At 61.5% G+C, this 18,043-nt stretch carries 17 protein-coding genes and 3 tRNA genes; 12 read left to right on the top strand and 8 right to left on the bottom strand.

All coding sequences use genetic code 11. The annotated features are described in order from the left end of the window. Nucleotides 1-70: 70 nt before the first annotated feature. Nucleotides 71-661, bottom strand: a complete 591-nt coding sequence (leuD, locus tag HMPREF2635_RS07655; protein WP_046649069.1) for a 3-isopropylmalate dehydratase small subunit — start codon at nt 659-661, stop codon at nt 71-73. A gap of 16 nt (nt 662-677) precedes the next feature. Beyond that, nucleotides 678-2,120 carry a 3-isopropylmalate dehydratase large subunit gene (gene leuC / locus HMPREF2635_RS07650; RefSeq protein ID WP_049154909.1) on the bottom strand — a complete coding sequence of 481 codons (1,443 nt, stop codon included), beginning with the start codon at nt 2,118-2,120 and terminating at the stop codon, nt 678-680. A 48-nt stretch (nt 2,121-2,168) separates the two neighbouring features. Here leuC and HMPREF2635_RS07645 point away from each other — a divergent pair, with 48 nt between their 5' ends. Next, nucleotides 2,169-2,882 (top strand): IclR family transcriptional regulator, encoded by a 714-nt coding sequence (locus tag HMPREF2635_RS07645; protein WP_046649067.1) that lies wholly within the window; start codon nt 2,169-2,171, stop codon nt 2,880-2,882. 40 nt (nt 2,883-2,922) lie between these two features. Here the strand turns inward: HMPREF2635_RS07645 and HMPREF2635_RS07640 are convergent, their stop codons facing one another. Next, on the bottom strand, nt 2,923-3,726 hold the full coding sequence (locus HMPREF2635_RS07640) for a chymotrypsin family serine protease (RefSeq protein WP_070821520.1): 804 nt from the start codon (nt 3,724-3,726) through the stop codon (nt 2,923-2,925). A 172-nt stretch (nt 3,727-3,898) separates the two neighbouring features. Here HMPREF2635_RS07640 and HMPREF2635_RS13000 point away from each other — a divergent pair, with 172 nt between their 5' ends. Next, a complete protein-coding gene (locus tag HMPREF2635_RS13000) occupies nt 3,899-4,189 on the top strand; it encodes a hypothetical protein (protein WP_070681158.1) in 291 nt (96 codons plus the stop codon). 132 nt (nt 4,190-4,321) lie between these two features. Further along, on the top strand, nt 4,322-5,077 hold the full coding sequence (locus HMPREF2635_RS07630; RefSeq protein WP_070516552.1) for a hypothetical protein: 756 nt from the start codon (nt 4,322-4,324) through the stop codon (nt 5,075-5,077). A 58-nt stretch (nt 5,078-5,135) separates the two neighbouring features. On the opposite strand, the gene HMPREF2635_RS07625 is transcribed toward HMPREF2635_RS07630, so the two are convergent. Further along, nucleotides 5,136-5,208 (bottom strand) — tRNA-Glu (locus HMPREF2635_RS07625). 635 nt (nt 5,209-5,843) lie between these two features. Here HMPREF2635_RS07625 and HMPREF2635_RS07620 point away from each other — a divergent pair. Together HMPREF2635_RS07620 and HMPREF2635_RS07615 are read left to right on the top strand one after the other, a co-directional pair. Beyond that, complete coding sequence (locus HMPREF2635_RS07620) at nt 5,844-6,248, top strand: hypothetical protein (protein WP_070821519.1); 405 nt, start codon at nt 5,844-5,846, stop codon at nt 6,246-6,248. Next, the gene (locus HMPREF2635_RS07615; RefSeq protein ID WP_070511675.1) at nt 6,241-6,570 is read left to right on the top strand and encodes a transcriptional regulator; all 330 of its coding nucleotides are present in this window, start codon (nt 6,241-6,243) and stop codon (nt 6,568-6,570) included. The genes HMPREF2635_RS07620 and HMPREF2635_RS07615 overlap by 8 nt, the downstream gene beginning before the upstream one ends. Here HMPREF2635_RS07615 and HMPREF2635_RS07610 read toward each other — a convergent pair. The 4 genes from HMPREF2635_RS07610 to gltX form a co-directional block, all read right to left on the bottom strand. Continuing rightward, on the bottom strand, nt 6,565-7,128 hold the full coding sequence (locus tag HMPREF2635_RS07610; RefSeq protein WP_070821518.1) for an RBBP9/YdeN family alpha/beta hydrolase: 564 nt from the start codon (nt 7,126-7,128) through the stop codon (nt 6,565-6,567). The two genes, HMPREF2635_RS07615 and HMPREF2635_RS07610, sit on opposite strands and share 6 nt — an antisense overlap. 56 nt (nt 7,129-7,184) lie before the next feature. Further along, a tRNA-Glu gene (locus tag HMPREF2635_RS07605) sits at nt 7,185-7,260 on the bottom strand. Nucleotides 7,261-7,316: 56 nt separating this feature from the next. Beyond that, nucleotides 7,317-7,388, bottom strand: a tRNA-Gln gene (locus HMPREF2635_RS07600). 174 nt (nt 7,389-7,562) lie between these two features. Beyond that, nucleotides 7,563-9,062: a glutamate--tRNA ligase gene (gene gltX / locus HMPREF2635_RS07595; protein WP_083306703.1), complete on the bottom strand. Its 1,500-nt coding sequence runs from the start codon at nt 9,060-9,062 to the stop codon at nt 7,563-7,565. A gap of 163 nt (nt 9,063-9,225) precedes the next feature. On the opposite strand from gltX, the gene HMPREF2635_RS07590 reads away from it, so the two are divergent. Genes HMPREF2635_RS07590 through HMPREF2635_RS07560 form a run of 7 tightly spaced genes read left to right on the top strand, consistent with a single transcriptional unit; the run spans nt 9,226 to nt 17,999 of the window. Next, nucleotides 9,226-11,580 (top strand): choice-of-anchor M domain-containing protein, encoded by a 2,355-nt coding sequence (locus tag HMPREF2635_RS07590; RefSeq protein WP_070511672.1) that lies wholly within the window; start codon nt 9,226-9,228, stop codon nt 11,578-11,580. 12 nt (nt 11,581-11,592) lie between these two features. Continuing rightward, entirely contained in the window at nt 11,593-12,672 is a 1,080-nt protein-coding gene (locus HMPREF2635_RS07585) for a choice-of-anchor M domain-containing protein (protein ID WP_070517500.1), read from the top strand. Continuing rightward, a complete protein-coding gene (locus HMPREF2635_RS07580; RefSeq protein WP_070821517.1) occupies nt 12,672-14,171 on the top strand; it encodes an anchored repeat ABC transporter, substrate-binding protein in 1,500 nt (499 codons plus the stop codon). The genes HMPREF2635_RS07585 and HMPREF2635_RS07580 overlap by 1 nt, the downstream gene beginning before the upstream one ends. After that, nucleotides 14,164-15,057, top strand: coding sequence for a choice-of-anchor M domain-containing protein (locus HMPREF2635_RS07575; protein ID WP_046648115.1), 894 nt, complete (start codon nt 14,164-14,166; stop codon nt 15,055-15,057). Before HMPREF2635_RS07580 ends, HMPREF2635_RS07575 begins: the two co-directional genes overlap by 8 nt. Further along, nucleotides 15,050-15,778: an anchored repeat-type ABC transporter ATP-binding subunit gene (locus tag HMPREF2635_RS07570; protein WP_046648114.1), complete on the top strand. Its 729-nt coding sequence runs from the start codon at nt 15,050-15,052 to the stop codon at nt 15,776-15,778. The genes HMPREF2635_RS07575 and HMPREF2635_RS07570 overlap by 8 nt, the downstream gene beginning before the upstream one ends. Beyond that, nucleotides 15,775-16,671 (top strand): anchored repeat-type ABC transporter permease subunit, encoded by an 897-nt coding sequence (locus HMPREF2635_RS07565; protein ID WP_049156511.1) that lies wholly within the window; start codon nt 15,775-15,777, stop codon nt 16,669-16,671. Before HMPREF2635_RS07570 ends, HMPREF2635_RS07565 begins: the two co-directional genes overlap by 4 nt. After that, nucleotides 16,668-17,999: a choice-of-anchor M domain-containing protein gene (locus HMPREF2635_RS07560; protein ID WP_049156508.1), complete on the top strand. Its 1,332-nt coding sequence runs from the start codon at nt 16,668-16,670 to the stop codon at nt 17,997-17,999. Before HMPREF2635_RS07565 ends, HMPREF2635_RS07560 begins: the two co-directional genes overlap by 4 nt. The last annotated feature ends 44 nt before the right edge of the window (nt 18,000-18,043 follow it).

The raw sequence follows: 18,043 nt of genomic DNA, 5'->3' as shown, positions 1-18,043 counted from the left end.
GGATGTTAACGCCGATATGTGTCCGGCGCCACAGGAGGCGGGGAACACTCCCACACCCCCATTGCTCACGCTAAGACGCCACGACGCGGGGCTTGAATGCCGGGCGTGCGGATTCGAAAGCCTCGATATCGTCCTCATTGCGCAGGGTCAGCCCAATGTCGTCGAGTCCCTCCATGAGGCGCCAACGGGTGTAGTCATCGATCTCAAAGGTATAGCTGTTGCCGCCGACGGTAACCGTGCGCGCTTCCAAATCCACGGTGGTTTCGGTTTCACCGGACTCCAACTGCTTCCAGATGAGCTCGATGTCTTCTTGCTCCATGAGCCCCGTCAGCAGCCCGGCCTTACCAGAGTTGCCGCGGAAAATATCGGCGAAGCGGGAGGAAAACACCGCCTTGAATCCATACTCAGCAAGCGCCCACACCGCGTGCTCACGAGAAGAACCGGTACCAAAGTCCGGACCCGCGAAAAGCACAGAGCCTTCCTTGAACGGTTCCTGGTTGAGAATGAAGTTCTCGTCGCTGCGCCAGTTAGAAAACAGGCCTTCGGCAAAGCCAGTGCGCTTGACGGACTTCAGATAGCGCGCAGGAATGATCTGGTCGGTATCCACATTGGAAACTCGCAGCGGAACGCCGACGCCAGTATGAGTTACGAACTTCTCCATTGTCTTTTCCCTTTCCTTAGGCGCCGGCTACGGCGGCATCGTCGATATCAGCTGGTGCGGCCAGGTGGCCCAGGACTGCTGTCGCCGCGGCAACGGCCGGGGACACCAAGTGGGTACGGCCACCGGGGCCTTGGCGGCCCTCAAAGTTGCGGTTGCTTGTCGACGCCGACCTCTCCCCCGGCTTCAGCTGGTCCGGGTTCATACCCAGGCACATCGAGCAACCCGCGGTACGCCATTCAGCGCCGAAATCGGTGAAGATCTTGTCCAAGCCTTCCTCCTCAGCCTGCGCCTTGACCACGGCCGATGACGGGACCACCATCATGCGGGTATCAGCCGCGATACTGCGCCCCTTGACCACCTCGGCGGCGGCGCGCAGGTCCTCGATGCGAGCGTTCGTGCACGATCCCAGGAAGACAGTGTCGATCTGGATATCGCGCAACGGCGTGCCCGGCGTGAGGTCCATGTACGCCAGGGCCTTCTCGACTGCGGCCTTCTCGCCATCGTCCCCGCACTCCTCCGGGTCGGGCACCGCAGCGCTCAACGGCAGACCCTGGCCCGGGTTGGTGCCCCAGGTGACAAACGGGGTGAGGGCGGAGCCATCGATCTCGACGACGGTATCGAAATCGGCCCCCTCGTCGGTCGGCAGCGTCTTCCAGTATTCGACCGCTGCGTCCCAGTCTTCGCCCTGCGGGGCGAACTCGCGGCCCTTGACGTACTCAAAGGTTGTTTCATCCGGAGCAACCATGCCAGCGCGGGCACCAGCCTCGATGGACATGTTGCAGATCGTCATGCGCGCTTCCATCGACATCTTGCGAATGGCTTCGCCGCGGTACTCGATAATGTGGCCCTGGCCGCCGCCAGTGCCAATCTTGGCGATGATAGCCAAGATCAAGTCCTTGGCGGAAACACCTTCCGCCAGCTCACCGCTAACCTCGATAGCCATCGTCTTGAAAGGCTTGAGCGAAAGCGTCTGAGTGGCCATGACGTGCTCAACCTCGGAGGTACCGATGCCCATGGCAATGGAGCCGAAGGCGCCGTGCGTCGAGGTGTGCGAGTCACCACACACAATGGTCATGCCGGGCTGGGTGATACCCAACTGCGGACCAACGGTGTGGACAATGCCCTGCTGGGCATCACCCATCGAATGCAGGCGTACGCCGAACTCCTCGCAGTTCTTGCGAAGGGTAGACACCTGTGTACGGGAAACTTCGTCCTTAATCTCCAGGAGATTTCCGGTCTTTATACCCACGGTGGGAACGTTGTGATCCTCCGTGGCTAAGTGCAACTCAGGGTGCCGCATCGTCCGTCCAGCCAGGCGCAGACCGTCGAAGGCCTGCGGGCTGGTAACTTCATGCAAGAGCTGGAAGTCAATGTAGAGGAGATCAGGCTCGCCGTTCTCCCCCTTGCGCACGACATGGTCGCGCCATACCTTCTCTGCGAGTGTCAATTTCTCAGTCATGTTTCTCTCCACTTGAAATCTCAATTAATGGGACGTAGATTTCATTATATGGGAGAGTATAGCGCAGTATCAGGAATAAAGGTATTGGATCGCGCAGTTGCCATCATGATGGCCGCGACCAACCGCCCCTCCACGCTTAACGAGCTTTGTGAGACCACCGGCCTGCCCCGAGCAACCGCACACCGTCTCGCCACAGCACTCGAGGCACACCGGATCCTCACCCGCACACCCGACGGAAAGTGGGGTGCGGGCCCCGCCCTTCCCGGCAACCGCGATCGCATCATTGAAACCGCCGGGCCCATCATGGAAGAGCTCCTTGAGGCCACCGGTGAGTCCGTACAGCTCTATGAGCTATCTGGAACAACCCGCACGTGCATTGCTACACGCGAGCCGGAGATTGGCCTGCACAACGTCGTACCCGTCGGCCGCCAACTACCCCTTACTTCCGGCTCAGCCGCCCGCATCTTCGCAGCTTTTGCGGATGTACACGTTCCCGATGCCCTTTTTAGCGAGCACGACATCGAGCTCGCGCGCACCAACGGCTACTCCGAATCCATCGAGGAGCGCGAATCGAATCTCGCTTCCGTTTCCGCCCCCGTCTTCGACGCCGCCGGCAACTTTATCGCCGTGCTCTCCGTCTCCGGCTCCGCCGAACGATTCCGCCCCTCCCCAGCGGAGAAGTTCGCTGACGTGCTTGTCGACGCCTCCTCCCGCCTCACCGCCGCGCTATCCCACGACGCTCCGGGGAAAGCGGGACGCTAAAGCTCGCCTACGAATTCCCATCCGCCTAGATACCAGCCGTTTAAATACTTAGCCCGAAGTACATGGCTAGGCCACGCAACCCTTCCGGACCCGTGCTGCTCGTCGAAGACAGCGCCTCTCCCCTCTCCTGCACCATGCGCACTGGGTTTCCCGGCTCCCGGTTGGGGCGACGCGGCACCCAGCCTTGGTGCGGCAAGTGCGCCAGCTCGTCTGCTCGCGGCATGCGAGCATAGTTAGAGAAGGTTATGGTTTGCCCATCGCGGCTAGCCTGAGTGATCCCCTGGTAGATGCCCACCACACCCGGCTGCCCCGGCACGGAGACTGCTCCACCGCTGTCCCCTGGCGCCAACGCCACGTCCACAACGTAGTTCATTCCTGGGAAGAGCCCCGGGCCACGCACCGCGGTGCCACACTGGCGCTCGGTAGCCTGCCCGTCGAAGCACACCGTTGATCCCTCACCAGGCACGGGTGCCATTCCATCTCCGGTGAGCGGGTTTCCCGCAGAGTAGGTCCCACCGGCAAACTGGATATAAGCCAGGTCATGCCCCGCCGCACCCGAGGGCTTGAACCAGCGCAGTGTACCTACGTGCTGACCTGCGTCGTTATACATCTGCTCGCCATTGAGACCGCAGTGCGCCGAGGTCCATGCCCGAGTGGCCTCAACATAGCCGATGCTGCACAGAGAACCATCGGAGGCGACAATCTTTTGGCCTTGGGTAACCGGCACGCCCTCGCCAGCCATTGCGGGGGCAGCAAACCCAATGGCCAGCGAGCACGCGCCCACGACAGAAGCCAGGCCAGACAGAAGGCGCGAAGAACGGTGCTGAAGAGACTTTTTCATCATTTCCCTACTCTAGCGCTTTTCACATATGAATCACCTTTCACTTCGTGCACAGCCATCAGGGTGGGGCACCCCCACCCACCCCCACTATTGAAAACATAGTGAAAATTCGCTTTACTGTAACTATCAACTACTGAAAATGGAGTGAAAATCCCCGATTCTTTGAGGAGGAATCATGACCCACACCATCCACGACGAGCACACGCACACCCACGGCGAGGGCTGCGGCCACGTTGCCTTCCCGCACGACGATCACACTGACTACCTGCACGACGGTCACATCCACCGTGAGCACGAGGGCCACTGGGACGAGTGCGAGACGTCCGAGCACCACATTCACGAGGACCACGATCACGAGCACGGCGAGGGCTGCGGTCACGTCGCCATCCCGCACGGCGATCACGTGGACTACTTGCACGATGGCCACCGCCACGCAGCCCACGACGGTCACTGGGACTGCCACTAAGGCTCCTCGTGCTAGCACAGACTCGCTAGCACAGACTTTTGCTGCCCGCCTACTCGGTGTTCTGCACTGAGGGTTGGGCAGCTTTCCCCGTTTTCCCACACCATATGGCTAGGCGGGCGTTAGTGTGGGGTCATGACTTCCCCGCAGACCCCTTCCTCCGCACGCCGATTCCTCACGGCATTGACCGCCGTAGCCGCCGCGGGTCTACTCGCGGCTGGTTGCTCCTCCACCACCACCGAGACCGCCGCCCCAGACACGGCCCCGGCCACCTCTGAGGCAACAGAGCCATCATTCAAAAACACCTATCCGGCTTTCCAGCCGCTTAAAGACGACTCCCACGCCGAGGTGCCTGCAGGCCCCGAGCCCACCGTTCCCGGTGGCTCCGCTCCAGAAGGACAAGCAGGCGCACAGCAGCAAGGCGCACAGCAGCAAGCTGCACAACGGCAGGCACCACAAACGACGCCTCCCCACCTTCAGGGAGTAGAGCCCGGACAGTACGTCATGCCACCTGGAAGCCGGAAAACAATTGAATCCGCGCGCATTGGTTCGATCAACCACATCCACGAGCAGCTGCCAGAGAAGCAGATCAATGGCGCAAAGGTCGATGTCTTCGGCACCCCTGCCACGGTATGCCAGACAGGTGATGGCTACAACATCACCTACATCCTCGCAGGGCCGAATACCAGCTGTGATTTTGCCCGCTCGACTGCCGGCCACCTCATGGGGCTCACCATAAGCTCTTTGGAAGATCTACGCGGATACGTCCCACCACAAATCTCGGTCACCAGTCCGGTTACCCACCAGTCCTACGACCTCGCATGCAGGACCGACGACCGCGAGATCATCCGCTGCACCGGCGGTAACAACGCGGAAATCATGATCGTGTAGCACCCACGCTAAAGAAGCAAAGCGCTAAGCCACGTGCATGGCTTAGCGCTTTTCGTTGTACCCCGTACGGGATTTGAACCCGTGTTACCGGCGTGAGAGGCCGGCGTCCTAGGCCGCTAGACGAACGGGGCTCGCTTAGCTGTCCGTTGCGGACTTGCTAAACACTATAGGATCCCCAAAAGGTTGCACAAATCGGCACGTAGAAGCACCTTTTACACAGATAAAATCCCGAACCTCGTTGCCGCTTTCGGCTGCGATGGAAACATTGGCTCTCAAGGCCTGGGCGCGGATCGAATCAGTGGTTATTCCGCTGGCGTGCCGTGGGCTGCTGGGGCCGGAGCACTTGTTAGTCATCGCTAGAGGTTCGGGAGGACACGTGCGCTAACAGCATGTGGTGCAAGGCTCCTACTTCGCTCGAGTGTTGGCTTTAAGAAGTTGTGGATTATGGCGATGCCGCCTAGTACTATCTGCTAGAGTCGCGTCGGCGATAGTGATGATTTTCAGCTTCCGCCATCCGCTCTCCTTTCTGTCGGGAATGCGTTGTACCTGCAGTGTATGACCAGAAAAGGCATACCGGTAGGACTTAGACCAATTGAGCACTGGTTCACCCCCTGGTACTCCTGCGGCCGTCCCGGCTACCTCGCCGAAGATGCAAGCCGGTATGGGGTAGAACCAGACCACTCAGATCGTGCGCGCACCCCACCCCTTTACTTGCCGCTATTGCAACCGTTAGACTTGCACTAGATGCAAACAAGGGAGTCAGGTTATGAACGACGAACTCAAAGTTATTGACGAAGTTCAACAGCGCACCGCCTGGAGGCAGAGCTGGTGGGCGGTAGCACTTGTAGCGCTCGGTATCGGCATCAGTCTTGCGCTAACCAAGCTGTCCTGGTCGTACACACTCGCACTCCTCATACCGACGTTCATTCTCGGCTTCCTCCTCAAGGACAAAATCGCGAACCCCTTCGTGCGGCTCGACCCCAACACGGGACCGAGGAACGATCGCGCCACGTGGTCACGCGTACTGCTCCCCGGTGCAATGATTTTCTCCACCACGCCGACGCCTGATACATGGCCATGGATGATCACCAGCGGGGTCATTGTTTCGGCAGCAACGGCTTGGATGCTCTACGAGAACCGCAACGCGGCCATAAAGGGCGCTAATGCCTAGTAAAGCACCCAACCAATCCCCTGAGCTGGACCCAGTTATCCACCCGATTAACCGCCTCAGAATCTGCGCTGCGCTCTACTCCGCCGGCGCCACCGCAGGCCGGCAAATGAGGTACAGCAAGCTCGCCGAGTTCACCGAGCTCCCCGCCGATACGCTGTCCAAACAGCTAAAGTACCTCGAGGATCACGGCCACATTAGCCGCACCCGAGAGTACGGTTCTACCCGCGCGAAGGATGCCGTGTGGGTCGCGCTCACCGAGGCGGGCACACGGGCTTACGTGGCGCACGTGGAGGCGCTCAAAGCTATGACTGAGGGACTATAGACTGTGCAGCCACTGCGTGATGCGATCCCCCAGCTGTGAAAACTCGGTATAGCCGTCAGCTTCAAGGAAATGTCCCGCGTCGTGGATGGTGATGGACATGGCCGAGAGGGCGTCGGCAAGCTGCTGAGTAAGGGCGGGGTCTACTAGGACATCGTTGGTGGACACGAAGACCTCTGTGTGAGCGATGTGGGGCTTGACAGCAGGCACGTCGATGCGAGCCTGGCCAATGAACTCGTCAAGCTCTGGGATGACGCGAAGTTTCTCCACAAACCCAGAAACAATGAAGAGCCCAGGAAGCTCCCACTCGCCCTCCAAGGCCGTGAGATAGTGCAGCAGCGCGGTGCCGCCTAGGCTATGCGTGATGATGCAGGTATTAGCGTTTGGACGCTCAATATCGTTGCGTATCGCCTCTACCCACTCATCGAGCATTGGAGCGTTCGGTTCCGGCAGCGCGATTATGCGAACGGTGTGGCCATCGGCGGTCAACAGGCGCTCTAGCCACGGGAACCAGTGACTGTCAGGGCTGGCTTGGTATCCATGAACAATGTAGAAGTGCATGGTCGCCAATGATACGAAAAAAGAGTGGCAAGCTCATTGTGCTTGCCACTCTGTGGTGGTACCCCGTACGGGATTTGAACCCGTGTTACCGGCGTGAGAGGCCGGCGTCCTAGGCCGCTAGACGAACGGGGCTTAGAACTGTGACGACTTACCGCAAAGTGTCGCTGCACCTTGCGCAGTTATCACTGCTGGCCTACCAGGACTCGAACCTAGAATGACGGTACCAGAAACCGTTGTGTTGCCAATTACACCATAGGCCATTATCGCTTCGAACTAGCTCAGGGCTTTAACCCCTCGCTGCTCGCTGCAACGGTTTATAACTATATCCAGCACTACCGATACACACAAATCGCCAGGCCAGAAAGCATTTTCGGGGCGTTAGGAGTGACACCTAACGCCCCGAAATTACAGCTCTGTGAGACTGCCCAGGAGGACTACTCAGCGCTCCACGGCGTGAGCGCCTGAGCAGCCTTAAGGCGAGCCAGCGTGGACTCCTTGCCCAGCAGCTCCATGGACTCAAACAGCGGCGGGGAGACCTGCTGGCCCGAGATAGCTACACGCAGGGCACCGTAGGCCTTGCGGGGCTTGAGGCCGAGGTCGTCGATAAGCGCGGCGGAGAGAACCTTCTCAATCTCCGCCGCCTTCCACTCCCCGAGCTCCTCCAGCTTGGCAATGGAAACCTCCAGCGGCTGCACCGCATCTTCCTTGAGGTTCTTCCGGGCTGCCTTCTCATCCAGCTCCAGTTCGGCATCCGGCGTGGTCAGGAAGGACATGAGGCCATAAGCGTCAGACAGCGTCTTGATGCGGGTCTGCACCAGATCTGCAGCGAAAGCGAACTTCTCCTCCGGATAGTCGGCCGGGAAGTCGGTGTACTCAGTCAGATAGTCGCGCAGGCGCTGAGCAAAGTCTGCTGGCTCCAGCAAGCGAATGTGATCCGCATTGATGGCCTCGAGCTTCTTCTGGTCGAAGCGAGCAGGGTTACCCAACACGTCGTGAACGTCGAAGTTGGCGATGAGCTCGTCGACGGAGAAGATGTCCTGGTCCGCAGACAGGGACCAGCCCAACAGCGACAGGTAGTTGAGCATGCCTTCCGGGATGATGCCGTTGTCGCGGTGATTGAACAGGTTAGACTGCGGGTCACGCTTGGACAGCTTCTTGTTGCCCTCACCCATCACGAAGGGCAGGTGACCAAACTCAGGCGTCTTCTTGGCAATGCCGAGCTCCACAAGCGCCTCGTAGAGGGCGAGCTGGCGCGGCGTGGAAGACAGGAGGTCCTCTCCGCGCAGGACGTGGGTAACTCCCATAAGGGCATCGTCGACCGGGTTAACCAGGGTGTAGAGCGGCGCACCGTTCGAGCGTGCCACGACGTAGTCCGGCTGGGTCTCCGACTTGAAGGTCATCTCGCCGCGCACCAGGTCGGTCCAGGACCAATCCTTGTCCGGCATGCGCAGGCGCCACACCGGCTTGCGACCTTCCGCCTCGAAGGCGTCAATCTGTTCCTGAGTGAGGTCGCGGTCGAAGTTGTCGTAGCCTAGCTGCGGGTCGCGGCCGGCTGCCTTGTGGCGCTCCTGCACCTCTTCGTTGGTGGAGTAAGCCGGATAGACGTAGCCGCCATCCTTGAGCTTCTGCAGGACGTCAGCATAGATATCCATGCGCTGCGACTGGCGGTAGGGCTCGTCAGGGCCGCCGACGTTGACGCCTTCATCCCAGCCCAGGCCAAGCCAGTTCAGGGAGTCGATGATGGCCTGGTAGGACTCCTCGGAGTCACGGGCAGCATCGGTGTCCTCGATGCGAAAGATGAGAGTGCCACCGGTATGACGGGCATAAGCCCAGTTGAACAAGGCCGTGCGGACCATGCCCACGTGGGGTGTGCCGGTTGGTGAAGGACAGAAACGGACGCGGACGTCGGATGTCGGTTTAGTCATGTTCCCCATCGTAGTTCAGCGCCGCATCGCCGCACCGCCCGCCCCACTTGGGGGTAGTTGAACCCCGTTTCCACTAAGGCTGAGCAGCACCTTTCCCCCACACTAAACGGTATTGGTTTCCATTACCTATAGTGAAAAATCTCGATTAAGAACTGAAGAAAGGTCTCCCATCGTGATTCGTACCCGCTACGCGGCTCTGCTTACGTGCGCCGCACTCCTCGCCTCTCCCGCCACCGCCGTTGCCGGTCCCGACGACGGCAAGCACGTGGCCACCCAAACGCACATCGACTCCCCCAAGGCATTTTGGGAGGGTAATTCTCTGACCCTCAAAAGCCATTCTGCAGAAAGCGACCACGACTTGGCCGACACCGTCACCTGGGTGGGCAAAGGCTGGGACCAGAACGGAACCAACCAATACCAGTTCACGGTCCCTGAGGACCCTGCACTTTCCTTCCTCGGAAAGGCTGGCACGACCTACTACATGGCACCCGCCCGCGTACAGGGCAGCCTGGACCCAGTGTGGATGGGCTTCGGTGCGGACACCGAGCTGCCTGTTGATGACTTCCGCGACAGCATCGCTTCTCTCGACCTCCTCAGCGTTGATGGCCCCGGCGAGGTAGAGATGTTTGGCTACTACCCCGGCCCCGGCGGCCTGCAGCGCTTCTTCGGAACCACCGAGGGTGCCCCGCATTCTGCCTGGCTGACGAGCGGCACGCACACCCACAACTACACCGTCTTCACCAAGCCTGGGCGCTACCAGCTGACCTACCGCACCACCGCGCGCGACAAGGACGGCAAGCTCATCGCTTCCGCACCGACCACCACCTCCATCCAGGTGGGCGGTCAACGTCCGGCTGCCGATCCAACACCGTCACTCAAGGAGCGGTTCGACAAGGCCACCGCGGGAGATGCCAGCGCACAGGACTACCGGTTGACCATCGCTCCGAAGAAGTCCGGAGACAAGGACGGGGATGAGCGCCTCTCCTCCATCGACTTCACCGGCGGCAGCAACGGCACGCTCACGCTGCTGATCGATGGCTACTTCCTCACCGATCTGCCCGTGAAAGACGGTCAAGCACACTTCGATGAGTTCCTAGGCCCAGAGTCCTCAACGATCCAGGCTGTCTACACCCCAGAGGACGGCAGCCCGCGCTGGATCACCGAGGAGCTCGCCTACTCCGAGAACGCTGAGCTTTCCACCACCTCGAAGAAGTCTGCGGAGTCCTGGACAGAAACCACCAACCTCCGCCAGCTCTCCTCCGATCAAGAGGTCTCGGTATCTAACCCGGAGCTGTCCGCGCGGGCCGTTCCGGAGGGCGAGGACGCAACGCGCATCATCGTGGAGGCCGCCGATAAAAAGCTCGAAGGCTACGTCCATGGTGGCTTCTTCAGCAAGGGCAGCGAGCTTCCCGACGTCGAATTCGACGGGGTCATCACCCACGGCCGCGCGGAGTTTGTGGCCGGCGCAGACGCAAGCTTCAACGGCACTACCGTGCGCCTGGATATCCTTCCGCACCCGAGCATCAAGCAAGATTCCGGCAGCATCACGCTCACCGAAAACTTCTCCTTTGGGCAGAAGTACGAGGGCCGCGGCGCACTCGGCACAACCTCCAAGGCTCCCTCCACCAGCCCCGACAACAACACCAAGCCGGAGTCAGGAAAGTACACCGGTACGTGCGTTGACAAGGCGGTGCTCGACCATGGCCACGTCGATATCGCTGTCACTCGTGACGGCGATAAGTTCCGCACCCGCCTCAAGGATGAGACGGCCATCGTAGACAAGAAGACTGTCGAGCGCCCGCTTGATGACGTTGTCCTCGCCATCCACAACAATGCCCTGCGCCCCCGCCCGGAGGCGCTCAAGGGCAAAGACTTCGACTACCTGGGCGAGGATAAGTTCTTCCTGCTCCCCCAAACCCAAGAGCAGAGCATCATCTGGCCGGGTTATAACACCCAGGCGCTTGACTACCAGGACTACAAAGACGGCACGGTCACCCTCAACATCAAGCCCGTTGAGATGCCCGACGGCGCACAGGTGGGCCTATTCACCACCGAAGGGTTGGGCAAGGGCTTTACTCCCTTGATCAACTCCGCCGAAGGTGACTACTCCATTGAGACCACCTTCGCCTCCCACACCCACACCAACTGGGCGTTTACGAAGCCGGGCATGTACAAGCTCGAGGTCAGCTACTCGGCTACCACTACAGACGGCAAGGAGATTACCTCTGAACCGCAGACGCTCACCGTGGCCGCCGGCGACGCCGCGATCAAGGACTGCGTGAGCGCGAAGGACGGTAACGAGGGCGGAAACAAGGGCGAGGGCAACGACAAGCCCGGCAGTACCAAGCCGAACGACAACAAATCCAGCGGCGAGAAGGGCATGAAGTCTTCTATGCCCAAGCTCGAGGGTTTGTGGGGCCTCGTGCTTCCCGTTGTCTTGGCCATCGTGTTCCAAGGTTTCCTCAACTTCTACAACAACCACCGCGGCCAGATTGAGTCTCGCCTCAACGGCTTGCTTCATCGCTAGAAAGGACACCGCGTGCACCGCACCACAGAACTGCACAGAGTCACTGCTGCCCTCTGCGCCATCGCCGTGGCGCTGGCAGTCGTCTTCACGGGCCACCCGGCCCCGGCCCGCGCCGATGGCGAGGTTTTCGACACCGGGCACGTTGATGCCTTCTATGTCTCCGCACCCGGCGGAGAGCTCACTTTGTCAATGAAGGAAGACATCACAGGTAGCGGTGTCGTACGCCCAGGCAACGATGTCACCCTCAAAGTGGCCGAGGAAGCCTGGAGCGAGGCCACCGAGGGCATCGATGGGATTGGCGCACCGACGTATTACCTCCCCCAGACCCAGGACAGTTCGCTGCTCTGGCCGGGATGGGATACCCAGTCTGCACAATCGGCTGGCTACACCGACATCAACTTCGAGTTCGTCGAGGTCACCGGCCCCGGTGATATCTTCGTGTTCGAAACGGCAGGCTTCGGCGATATCCAGCCTGTCACCGACGCCGGCGCGCTGGACCTGGTGTCCGGGGACGTCATCAACCAGGCCTACCCGGCACACCGACACGTCAACTGGGCTTTTAGCGAACCCGGTATCTACACCATGACGGTGCAGGCAGAATCCAATGGGGACACGAGTAACCAGGTCACCTATACCTGGGACGTCGGTGATGCAGAAGCCACGCCCCGGGAAGAAGAAACGGATACGGACCACGGTGCTGAGAGCTCTGCTGAGCTCGACGACGTCACCCTGGGAGAGGCCTCTTCCGACGAACCTGCTTCTTCTAACTCGGGCTCACGCTCTGGGGGCGGAAGCTCCGGAGGCGCTACCCGCGGTGCGGCGTCGGCTGCGGGAACCAAGGCCGCAGAACAACAGGCACAGGACAAGAATCGAAAAGACCGCTCAGAGCGCAAGGAAAGGAAGGAGCGCAAGCCTGCCCGCGTAGCCGACAAAACCACGCCAGCCGCGGAGAACGTGGACACGGTCGCTGCCGCCGGCTATTACGACAGCGGGCAAAACCTACTGCCGTGGGGCATCGGAATCTTGGGCCTTGGCATGCTCGTGCTTGGCTTGGCGCTAGCACGTCTCGCACTCATTAAGGGCCGCGACTAATGCCGCACGGAGTACGCACCCGGACGCACCCCATCGCGCTACTCTCGGCGGTGCTTATTGGCGCGTCCACGCTCAGTGGTTGCGCGAGCACCGCCAATGGGGACGATGCGAAGCTCAAGGTGGTGGCGACGACGCCGATTCTGGGGGACGTCGCCAAGCACGTGGCCGGGGACGATGCCGCGGTGACCACGTTGATTCCCGCGGGCAAGGACCCACACACCTTTGAGCCGAGCTTGCGCTCGGTGCGGGATGTCGCCAACGCGGATGTGATGCTGGCCAATGGGTTTCTCCTCGAGCCGCAGAACCTGCTGAAGACGCTGCGGGAATCATCGGATGTTCCGGTCACCGAGGTAGCGGACCAAGCGTCCACGCGCGGGGCCCGTCTCGTGCCGCTGGTGGAAAACGTTGCCCTCGATGCCGTCTGGCTGGGGTTGCGTGTGCGCAATGCCCAGCCGGGTACAACGAGCGTAACCATGAGCCTGCTCGATGCCGAGGGGCCAGGCGATGTTGCGGCTTACGTCGTATCCACGTTTGGTACGCCCGAAGCACTCTTTAACACGGCTGATGGTCTGGACGAACGCGACGATTCCACGACGCTGCCGGCCAACGCCCACACGCACGTCTCGTGGGCCTTCACCAAGCCGGGCATATACCGTCTCACTTTTGGCGCAACGGATAGCTCCCCGCAGGAATTCACGGTGGCCGTGGGCGTACAGCCACCTGATGGAATGACCTCCCTGGATTCGGGACACGTAGATATCACCGCGGACTTGTCCACGGGCGAGCTCGATTTGGAGGATCAAGGCGAAGGTTTCGACCCGCGCACCACGGCGTTGAGCATTCCCAACTCCACCCTGCAGCAGATTCCGCCGGATCCTGCGTACCGCTTCCTAGGGCGCCCAGGTGACGAGACCTACCTGCTGCCGCAGGCGGTCCTGGGCAAGCACATCCACGGTGAGGTTGACCCGCACCTGTGGCACAACGCGGCCAACGGCATCAGCTATGCCGAGGTCATCGCCGAGCAGCTGGCCGTGGCGGATCCGTCCCACGGCGCGGACTATCGGGAGCGCGCTCAGGACTACATCGAGCAGTTGCACGACGCGGACGCGGAGGTGCGGCGGCTCATCGAAGACATCCCGGAGCGCAACCGGCACTTGGTCACACCTCATCACGGCTATGCCTACCTGGAACAAGGTTATGGCCTTGATATTGCGGGATTCGTCACTCCCAACCCGGCCATCGAGCCTTCACCGCGGGACGTCATCGCCCTGCGCCGCACGTTGGAGAATCTCCGCCTGCCCGCGGTCTTCGTCGAACCTACTCAACAGGCCAGCGCCGATGTCATCCGTGAGGCTGCCGAATCCCTTGGGATCGCGGTCTGCCCCATCTACGGCGACACTCTCGATGACACCGTCCCCACGTATCTCGACCTGTTGCGATTCAACGCACACTCACTCAACCGCTGCTTAGGCAGCACCACGAAGGAAACTCATGTCTAATCGCACCATCCACACACTAGGCACGTCCCTGGCGGCAACACTGACCGCTGCGGCGTTGGCTTTCGCACCGGTGACCGCGTGGGCCGGTGATCTGGCCCAGGTCGTGAGCGCCGATGAAGAGGTCGCCACACCTGGAACAGAGGCCACCATCGACCACGGTCACGTGGACCTCGGGCTGTTGCTTGTCGACGGGCAAGCCCAGTTCCTCGCCCGCGACGATTCAGCAGCCACGCCGGTGTGGCGTGATCCTGCTGACGTAGTCTTCGACGTCGGCGACAATGCCCAACTCACCCTTCCGGAGGACAAAGCCTTTTCCTTTGTCGGCGCCGAGCCCGGATCGCAGGTGTGGGTCGTTCCCCAAACAGAACAAGCCGACGTGCCGTGGCTGGGCTGGAATACCCAGGCGCCCTCGCTAACGGACAACGTTGACCGCGGCCTCACCATGGAGTTCTTGGGCCACCAAGGGCCGGGCGAGTTCTCGCTGTTCCTGCAAAACGGTGGCTTCGAAGAACCGCAGCTGCTGTGGTCCACCGCGACCGGGGCCACGGACGGTTTCTGGGTGGACCTGGGCACGCACACGCACGCTAACTGGGTATTTAGCGAACCCGGCATCCACCAGGTTCGGGTGCGCATGAGCGGGCAAGGCGCGGGCGAGAGCGCCGGGAGCGATGTCGCTGCCGAGGCCACGTTGACCTTTGCTGTCGGTGCAGGCACCGACGTCGCGCAGGCGCACGCCGCGCAGTGGGATCCGAGCGCCGTGTCCTCGGATGCCTCGGCGGGCGCCGCGGTGCCGGTGTGGGTCTGGGCACTCGCCGGTGCGGGCCTACTCGTCCTCGTCGGGGCTGTGTTTGCGGTGCTACGCGCGAAAGGCGGGCGCCGTGGCTAATCCCTTCATCTCAATCAACGACCTGGCAGTATCGCTTTCTGGCCGCCAGGTCATCGACGGCGCATGCTTCGACGTCAACCCCGGCGAGTTTATTGGGCTTCTCGGGCCGAACGGAGCCGGTAAGACCACGCTGATGCGCGCCGTCCTGGGGCTGGTCCCCTTCACCGGCACCATCGACGTCACCACCTCGTTGGGATACGTCCCGCAGCGTCACGACGTGGAGTGGGACTTCCCCATCAGCGTGGCCAAGGCGGTGCTCAGCGGGCGCACGGGAATGGTGGGCTGGTTCCGGCGGCCGGGCCGGGCTGACAAGGAGGCTGCCCGCCGCGCCATCGAGTTGACCAATTTGGAAGAGTTCGCCCAGCGACCTATCGCGCAGCTGTCCGGCGGCCAACGCCAGCGCGTCCTCATCGCCCGCGCTCTGGCCTGCGAGCCCGAGGTGCTGCTTCTCGACGAACCCTTCACCGGACTCGACGCTCCCAACACCGAGGAGCTACTGACTCTTTTCCAGAAACTCACCGACCAGGGAAGCAGCGTGGTCATGTCCACCCACAACCTCTCCGAAGCCGCGCACTCGTGTTCGCGCCTGGTGCTCTTTAACCGGGGAATCGTCGCGGATGGGCCCGCTGAGGACCTCCGCCTGACTCCGCAGCCGTGGAGCGAGACCTTCGGGGTATCGGCCTCCTCACCGCTGCTCTCTGCGATTGGGGTGGCGGCATGATCGACATTTCGCTTGTTGAGTTTTTCCAGGACCTGGCCAACCCGCACCTGGACTTTTTGGCCCGCGCGGTCGGCATCTCCATCCTCGCTGCAATTGTGTGCGGGGTGGTGGGGTGCTACGTCGTGCTGCGCGGCATGGCCTTTATCGGCGATGCTGTCTCCCACGCGGTGTTCCCGGGTCTGGCTATCGCTTTCGTGCTCCAGGGCTCAGTGCTGCTCGGCGGCGCCGTGGCGGGCTGCACCGTCGCCGTGCTCATCGCGTGCTTCTCCCAGCGGCGCACGGTCCGCGAGGACTCCGTCATCGGTATTTTCTTCGCCGCATCCTTTGCGCTTGGCATGGTCATTATCTCCCGGGTGGAGGGCTATACGGCCTCGCTCACGAGCTTCCTCTTCGGATCGCTGACGGGTGTCTCCCGTGCAGATCTCTACACCGCGTTCACCGTCACGGTGCTCATCGTTGGGGCCGTGGTCTTGCTCGGCCCCCAGCTCACCGCCACGTGCCTGGACAAAGAAACTGCCCGCGCGATGGGACTGCCCGTCTTTGCTCTGGACATCGTGCTCTACCTCTGCGTGACCGGCGCGGTGGTCATCTCTGTGGGCACCATCGGCAACGTCCTCGTGCTCGCCCTACTCATTACCCCAGCGGCCACGGCGCGGCTGCTCTGTGACTCGCTGGGGTCGATGATGATCGCCTCCGCGGCCATCGGTTCGCTCGGCAGCTTCTTCGGCATCTATCTGGCGTGGGCCATCGATCTTCCCGCTGGGGCGACCATCGTACTGCTGCTTACTGCTTGCTTCCTCGCGGCGTGGGCGCTGTCCCCTCTTCTGCATTCTCGTCGTGCCACGGCGTCCTCCCCGCACCCATCTGAATCAAAGGAGTCCCTGTCCGCATGAATATCCGTCCCCTAACCTTGACTGCTGCCGCCGCTATCGCCCTGAGCTCGCCGACGATGATTGCTTCTGCAGCGCCCGCTGTTGCCGCGGAGCGCGCAGGCGAGTCCTCCTGCGATGCCAGCTCCCTGCATGCCTTTAGCCGCGGACACCAAGACCTCGCGCTGGTGGGAGATTCTGGTAACATCTCCTTCATCGCCCGCGACGATGAGTCCGGCAAGGACTACGATTCCGGCGAGTTCTACGTGGAGGTCGGCAGCAATGCCGCCTTCGATGAGTCAGCCGGAAGCGATATCCCGTCGAGTGGTTGGCAGATCCCCCAAACCCAAGACCCGGCAATCCCCTGGCTTGGTTTCAACACCAGCTACCTCGACCCGGCAACGGCCGAGGGCGCTACCCTGTCGCTAACGCTGCACAGCGCACCGGAAGGCGGACGTATGGTGGGATTCCAAAACTCCCTGGGCGCAGCGCCCACCGTCCTCTTTGATTCGGAAGACCCAGACATCACCTGGAACTACCCCGACCACTTCCACAGCCACACCGGGATCATTTTCACCGAGCCAGGCGCCTATGCCGCAACCTTCACGTTTACGCTCAACGGTGGCTCGGAGCATTCCATCGACGTTCCTTTCCTCGTAGGTGAAGCGGAGCCCGACGAGGTGTGTCAACTGGATTGGGGTGCCAGTGCCGGCGCTGGGCAGGGCTCTGGTTCTGGCAGCGCGAAGAACCGCCCGCAGCAGTTGGCCAAGGAGATCAACGACACCTCTAAGTCCATCGCTCAGTTAGACAAGACGATGGATAAAACCTTCAAGGAGGCCGAGGCCGTCCTCAACGGCGCGCAGCCCTCCACGTCCAGAGACGCCAAAGACTCGAAGCAGTCTGAGCGCTCCGCGCGAAGCACCGAAAAGAAGCCGGCTGCAGATGCTTCTGAAAGAAGCCAACGTCCTGAGACGCAGGGCCAGCGCGCCCCACAGAACGGATCATCCCACACTGTGGAACAACAGAGAGATTCCACACATCGGAACACCTCGAACGGGCGCTCTGCTACTCGCGCGAAAGAGTCCGGGAGTACCGCGGCGCCCAAGAAGGAACGAAGCACCAAGCATACCGCCGCGGCGCAGCGCCCCGCCCCAAGCACGGAGGAACAGCAGGCTGGAAGCGCAAACATCCAGGCTATGAGCTATGGCGCACCGATGGCCGGCTTCTGGGCGGGCTTCCTTGCGGGCATGGGTTCCCTTGCGCTTCTCCTCGGTATCGGGCTGTTCATCGCGGTGCAGTTCTTCCGCCCGCGCAACCGCGACTGGTCCCCTAGGGGCGGTCACCCCGCATAAGGAGTGGATCTGGTTTCGGTAAGAAGGAAAGAAGGAACTAGAGT

This window comes from Corynebacterium sp. HMSC035E02, assembly GCF_001836065.1.
In the GTDB taxonomy this organism is placed as follows: Bacteria; Actinomycetota; Actinomycetes; order Mycobacteriales; family Mycobacteriaceae; genus Corynebacterium; species Corynebacterium hiratae.
The sequence above is the reverse complement of the archived record's forward strand: the minus strand, read 5'-3'. Positions and strand labels throughout refer to the sequence as shown.